This window comes from Mesorhizobium sp. M8A.F.Ca.ET.021.01.1.1, from assembly GCF_003998025.1.
In the GTDB taxonomy this organism is placed as follows: Bacteria; Pseudomonadota; Alphaproteobacteria; order Rhizobiales; family Rhizobiaceae; genus Mesorhizobium.
Genome location: NZ_RZSJ01000413.1, coordinates 1 through 5,692, shown reverse-complemented (window position 1 = coordinate 5,692; position 5,692 = coordinate 1). Strand labels below are relative to the sequence as shown.

4 protein-coding genes are annotated in these 5,692 nt (G+C 65.9%); all 4 read right to left on the bottom strand.

Going from position 1 to position 5,692, the window contains the following annotated elements; genetic code table 11:
* A partial coding sequence (locus tag EOA36_RS25540; protein ID WP_127279928.1) for a DUF5682 family protein occupies positions 1 to 1,983 on the bottom strand: 1,983 nt, incomplete at its 3' end.
* Between the two features lie 4 nt (positions 1,984 to 1,987).
* Positions 1,988 to 3,067: an AAA family ATPase gene (locus EOA36_RS25535; protein WP_127279927.1), complete on the bottom strand. Its 1,080-nt coding sequence runs from the start codon at positions 3,065 to 3,067 to the stop codon at positions 1,988 to 1,990.
* A 20-nt stretch (positions 3,068 to 3,087) separates the two neighbouring features.
* Positions 3,088 to 4,527, bottom strand: a complete 1,440-nt coding sequence (locus EOA36_RS25530; protein WP_127279926.1) for a DUF5691 domain-containing protein — start codon at positions 4,525 to 4,527, stop codon at positions 3,088 to 3,090.
* Positions 4,524 to 5,692 (bottom strand): SWIM zinc finger family protein (locus EOA36_RS25525; protein WP_127279925.1); only part of this gene is annotated, 1,169 nt, incomplete at its 5' end. The genes EOA36_RS25530 and EOA36_RS25525, both read right to left, overlap by 4 nt.

Genomic DNA, 5,692 nt, shown 5'->3' with positions numbered 1-5,692 from the left:
CCGCGGGCCGGCGGTGCTGAAGAACCCCTCGAAGACCCCCGCGGCCTCGGTGCCCGCCGTGCCCGGCGACAGGCGCCGCGCGATCAAGCCCGCCGCTGCTGCAGCCGATAGATGGCCGGCCTCGTAGAGCAGATGCGCGGCACATCCCGCCACCAGCGCCGTCGAGCGCAATCCGTCGAGCACGGCCGCCAGCCCATTGCGCCAGGCATCCAGAACGTCCTGTTCCGGTTCGACCAGCTTGATTGCCTCGTCGGCCTTGCGCATGACGCCGACCAATGCGGAGGAAGCCTGCGCATCGAGATCACGGGCGGCATAAGGGAGTGCGATCCCGCCTTCGACAATCAGTCGCGCCAGGAGACCGGACAGGCGGGCGGTTTCGGTCTTGCGGGCTTCGCCATAGCGGATGATGTCAGCGAGCGGCGGAACCGATGCCAGGATTTCGAGGCATTCGCTGCTGTGCGCCGCGCGTTCCTCCAGCGTCGCGAGACCGACGGTCGAGGCTTCCGACAGGTTCGCCGTGATGGCGCCTTGAACGAGTGCCGCCAAGGCGTCGAGGGATGACGCCGCGGAAATCATCTGGATCAGCCGGCCGTTGGCAGCTTTTTCGATGGTCGGGCCATGGACCAGGTTCTCGACCAGGCGAACGGCATATTCCGGCTCCCATGACAGGGTCCAGCGCTCGCGGAAGGTGCCGCGGCTGCGGCCTGCGTCGGTCAGCTTGCCCCAATGCACGCCAAGCACATTCAGCCGGTGCAGCAAGGTCGACCGAAACAGCCCGCTTTCACTGCGCAGGTCGACCGACAATTCGCGCTCCAGCGCCTCGGGCTTCAGCCGCGCTGCCTTCTGGTTGCGCTGCAGGTCCTCGATCAGCGGCGCCAACGGGGTATCGGGCGGAATTTCGCCGACATCCGCACCCAACAGCAGTTCGGCCTCGACCAGCGCCCACAGGATGGCTTCGCCGTTGAACAAGGCGGCGATCGCGGCGTCGCGCAATTCCTCGAAGCCGGGCTTTGGCCGTTCGCGGATCACAGCCAGCGCGCGGGCCAGCCTTTCGGCTTCGATCAGCGAGGCGGTCGAGACCATATGCCCCTTCGCCCTCAGCACGGCGGCGATCATGGCTAGCCACAAGGTCGCCGCGTCATGCCGGCCGCGGGTGCGCCACAGATGCTTGCACCAGCCCGGTGCGACAACGCCGGCGCCATAGCCGAAGCCAAGCGCCAGGCGCGGTCCGGTCCATGGCGCCCAGGTCATCGTGCTCTTGCGCCGGGCTGGCCCTTTCAGGAGAGCCTGATCCTCTTTTTGCGGACGTGTCGCCTGCAGTGCCGGCACATGGAAGGCGCCGCAGACGACAGCGATCGGCCCGTCGAATTCCTTGCGCGCGGCGGCGATCTCAAGCCGCATATGCGCTTCGCGTTTGGCCTCGAATTCGGCAAGCGGACCTTCGCCTTCGCGCAGTGTCGTCATCGCATCGGCTATGGCCGCGAAGATCGGCCCCGGCTCCGGGTTCTGCTCGATGATGTCTGCCCACCAGCTTTCGCCATCCTCGTAGCCGGCGGCTTGTGCCAGCGCGCCGATCGGGTCACGCAGATGCGGCGCCGTTTCGCTCTCGACCTTGGCTTCCGTTTCGTCGGCGGCAGCTTCCTGCGCATCGTCAAGCGGTGCTACCCGGGCTGATGACGGCAGGTCTATGAAGCGCAATGCAGCGCTGTTGCCAGCGGCCCACAGGGCCGCCTGGTATTCCGGCGAGAACTCGGCGAACGGCCAGAAGCTTGTCGAAGCTGGATCGTCTTCGGGATAGCACAGCAGCGCCACCGGCGGCTGCATTTCGGGGCGGGCGAGCAACGGCAGCAGCGCGGAAGCATCCGCGGGCCCCTCGATCAGCACGGCGACCGGTTTCAAATCATGCAACGCCTGCACCAGGCTGTCGGCGGAGCCGGGCCCGTGATGGCGTATGCCGAAATAGGAAACCTCGCCCTGCGCCATGGCGTCAGATCGCTGCGTTCAAGGCCGCGTAATAACCGGCATAGTCGGGCCGCTTCTTCAGCACCGTCTCCAGATATTCCTCCAGCACGAGCTTGTCCTGCACCGGATCTTTCACGATCGCGCCGACGAGGCTGGCGGCCAGGCCTTCGGCGCCGAGATTGCCGCCATCGAACCATGCCGCCTGGCTGAGCCCGCCGACCATGGTCGCGATCGCCTCGGCCGTGGACAGCGACCCGGATGGCGTCTTCAACGTCACCTTGCCGTCCGATGTCGCGCCCGAGCGAAGCTCGCGGAAAATGGTCAGCACGCGAGCGATCTCGTCGCCGACATTCTTCGGTACCGGCAGGTCGAGACCGCCGGCCATCTCGCCGACGCGCTTGGAGACGATCGCCACTTCCTCCGCCATATCTTCGGGCAAGGGCAGCACGACGACGTTGAAGCGGCGCTTCAGCGCCGAGGACAATTCGTTGACGCCTTTGTCACGGTTGTTGGCGGTGGCGATGATGTTGAAGCCGCGTTGTGCGTAGATCGAGGTGTTGAGCTCGGGGATCGGCATCATCTTTTCGGACAGCACGGTGATCAGCGTATCCTGCACGTCCGAACCCATGCGCGTCAGTTCCTCGAGGCGGCAGAGCTTGCCGCCTTGCATGGCGCGATAAAGCGGTGTCGGCACCAGCGCCTCCTCGCTCGGGCCCTTGGCCAGGAGCTGTGCGTAGTTCCAGCCATAGCGGATCTGGTTTTCGTCGGTGCCGGCGGTGCACTGCACGATCAGCGTCGAGTCGCCCATGATGGCGGCGGCGAGATGCTCCGACACCCAGGATTTGGCTGTCCCGGGAACACCAAGCAGCAGCAGGGCGCGGTCGGTTGCGAGCGTCGCCACCGCGGTTTCCATCAATCGGCGACGGCCGACATATTTCGGCGTAATCGGCGTGCCGTCGTCGGCTTTCCCGCCGAGGAGATAGGTCAGCACCGCCTTTGGCGACAGGCTCCAGCCGGCGGGCTTTTGCCGATCGTCGTTACGCGCCAGCGCCTGCAACTCGCCGGCATAGGCCTGCTCGACCGGAAGACGGATGACTGCGTTCATTTGCTGTTCTCCGGATTTGATCATTTTCGAGATTCGGACTGATATTCGGCCAGCGCCGCGTTGAGGCGCAGCAAGCCGAGCGAAGGGGCTGCCGGCGGCATGCCGGCTGTTACCATCTCGTCGATCAGCCGCTTTGCCGTGGCTGACGTGGCAAGAAAGCCAAGCATTTCGAGGACGTTGTCGGCGGTCCGCCTGGCGGCGTCATCGCTTCCGCCAACGGCCGGACGCAGCGCCTGCAGGACCTGCCCAAGGTCGCCCCACTCCACCCAGCCCGCCTCGGCGGCTTCGAGCAGGCTGAGCGAGGCGAGATATGCCGCGTCTTTCAAGATCAGCCGGATGAGGGCCTGTTTTCTTCCGGTATCCAGGCGCGGCATCAACTGGAGCACGAAAAGCGCCGGCTTGCCGCCTTCCGCGACAAGCGTGTCGGCCATGTGCGCCACCGCGCCATCGCTGCCCGAGGCGGCCACCATTCGCGCGAAAAAGATATCGGCATTGTTGTCGGCGCCGAACTGCCAACCGGCGATGAATTCGGTTTCGCCAACGCCAAAGCGTGTGGCGAGATCAACGAGATTGCAGGTGCCGAACAATTCGGCGCGGCGCTGGTCCTGCGCCGGGGATTTTGGTTTCACCGGCGTGTAGGTCGCGCGACGGCGGATGAACCCGGATTTGCCCGCGCTGACGAAGGCAGCAAGTTCGGTGACCGGATCTTCGCCTCCGCCCTCACCTGGAAGGCCGTGCTGACCCAACCTTGCCAACAGCCGGCCAGCGAGTTCGCGCACTTTGCCTGAGCGATCGGCGGAGAGCCCCTTCAGAAACGGCACGTCATCCGGCCCCAGCCCGAAATGCATGAGTTGGATAAGGGCAAGCCTGATCTCCGCAGGCTCGCCGGATCCCTTGGTCTCGATCAGCAGCCTGGCCGAAGCCGGTTCGCGGCGGCGCATCTCGGCCAGTGCCGTACGCCGCGCCGCGGGGTAGAAATCATCCCAGTTTTGCGCCGTCAGCCTGTCTTGGCTGATATGGCTTTGCCCTTCGACGCCCGCCTGCCAGTCGACCCAGGGGGCATAGACATCAGGACTGTCCTGATCCGACGCGGCCGGCATCCAGTCCATTGGATGCAGCACCAGGCCATGGCTGGCGACAAGCGTCACCACCCGTGCCTTGCCCCTTGTGTCGGCCGCCTGTTTGAGTGCGGCTCTGACAAGCGGCCGCAGCCGGTCGGGCAACATCGGCAAAGCGAGTTCTGGTAACTGAGGGCGGCGTTTCAGCGTCGATGGCGCGGCGGGCCGCAAAGCGATTTCAAGCGCCTGCGCGGCGATCGCCAGCAGCCGGCGCTCCTTCTCGTCGGGGTCCGAACCGCCGGCGATTTGCCGCCACGCCACCGGGGCCAGATCGAAGCTCGTTCCGCCGGTGATCCAGCAGTCACGCATCGCCGCCAGGCCGATCTGCTCAAGCTCGTTCACGACAGGTCGAGCCTCCCGAAACTGCTCCGCGCCGCCAGGAGGTCGAGCCGGCTGCCGTTCCAAAGCGCGACCGTGGCCGCGAGATCGATGCCGAGCAGGGTTGGACTGACAGCCTCGTTGATCGGCAGAGCGATGCCGTTCGGGTCGCCAGCCGCCTGCCACCAGGGCGCGCCCCGGTCGTCGAGCAGGATCGCGCCTGGCGGCAGCATGACAGGACAATCGGTGAGCCACGGCGCCGCGTCCTGACAGAAAAGATGCGTGGCGAGCGGATCCGGTTCGCTCGACGCAACAGCAGGCCACTCGCCCGACGAAACCTTACCCTTGCGGTCCATCACCAGGGCACGCAGCGGCTGGCGTGACGGATAGAAGATCAGCCGCGCGTCGAAGCGGTCGCCTGGTGTGAAGGCGTTGGACCGGCGGCCGGCCGAAGCCGGGAAATAATCGAGCAGAAGCGCGAATTGCGGAGCGGCACTCCTGAGATCGAGCAGCCAGGTCGAATGGCTGACGAGGCCATCGCGGCGGGTCTCGATCTTCTCGCCGAGAACCTCCCATGCACTTTCGACCTGGACCGCGTGGGGGCTTGCCAGAACCTGCTCGCGCGTTTCGGAAATCGACACCAGCCGCTTTATTTCGGGATCGTCGGGCGCGGCACGCCAGGCCTTGGCCAGCAGCACCAGCTTGCCAAGTTCGCGGATCGCCGCATCGGGCCGTTCTTCGCTGCGCAGCGACATCAACCGCGACGGAATCTCATCGAGACGGCCGGCAAGGGCCGTCGCCTTCATGTCGACCAGCCGCGCGGCAATCCGGCGGCAACGGTCGCTGCTGTTGTCGACAAATCCGGCAAGACCAAGCCGCAACTGATCCGATATCCACTGGTCCATCTCGTCCAGCGCCGCCGACACCGAAGATCGTGTCTCCTCGGCCCGCTTGCGCTGTGCCGTTTCGCGGCGTTCCACGGCCGCCGTGTCTTCCACCTCGGTGCTCTCGTCGGTCCGCGCGGCTTCACCGATGCTCTTGCCGCTGGCACCCGAGGCCTGTTGCGTGGGCGGCGGCGTGGTCTTCCTGCGGCGGCCAAGCCAATCATTCACCCACTCCGGCGTCGAATCGGCCGGGGTAAAACTGGTCGGCACCGTGGCGGCGATCCACATCAAGGCCAGGCTGTGCT

Excerpts from the sequence above, each read along its gene's own strand:
- EOA36_RS25535 (WP_127279927.1), bottom strand. The coding sequence starts at position 3,067 with ATGAACGCAGTCATCCGTCTTCCGGTCGAGCAGGCCTATGCCGGCGAG.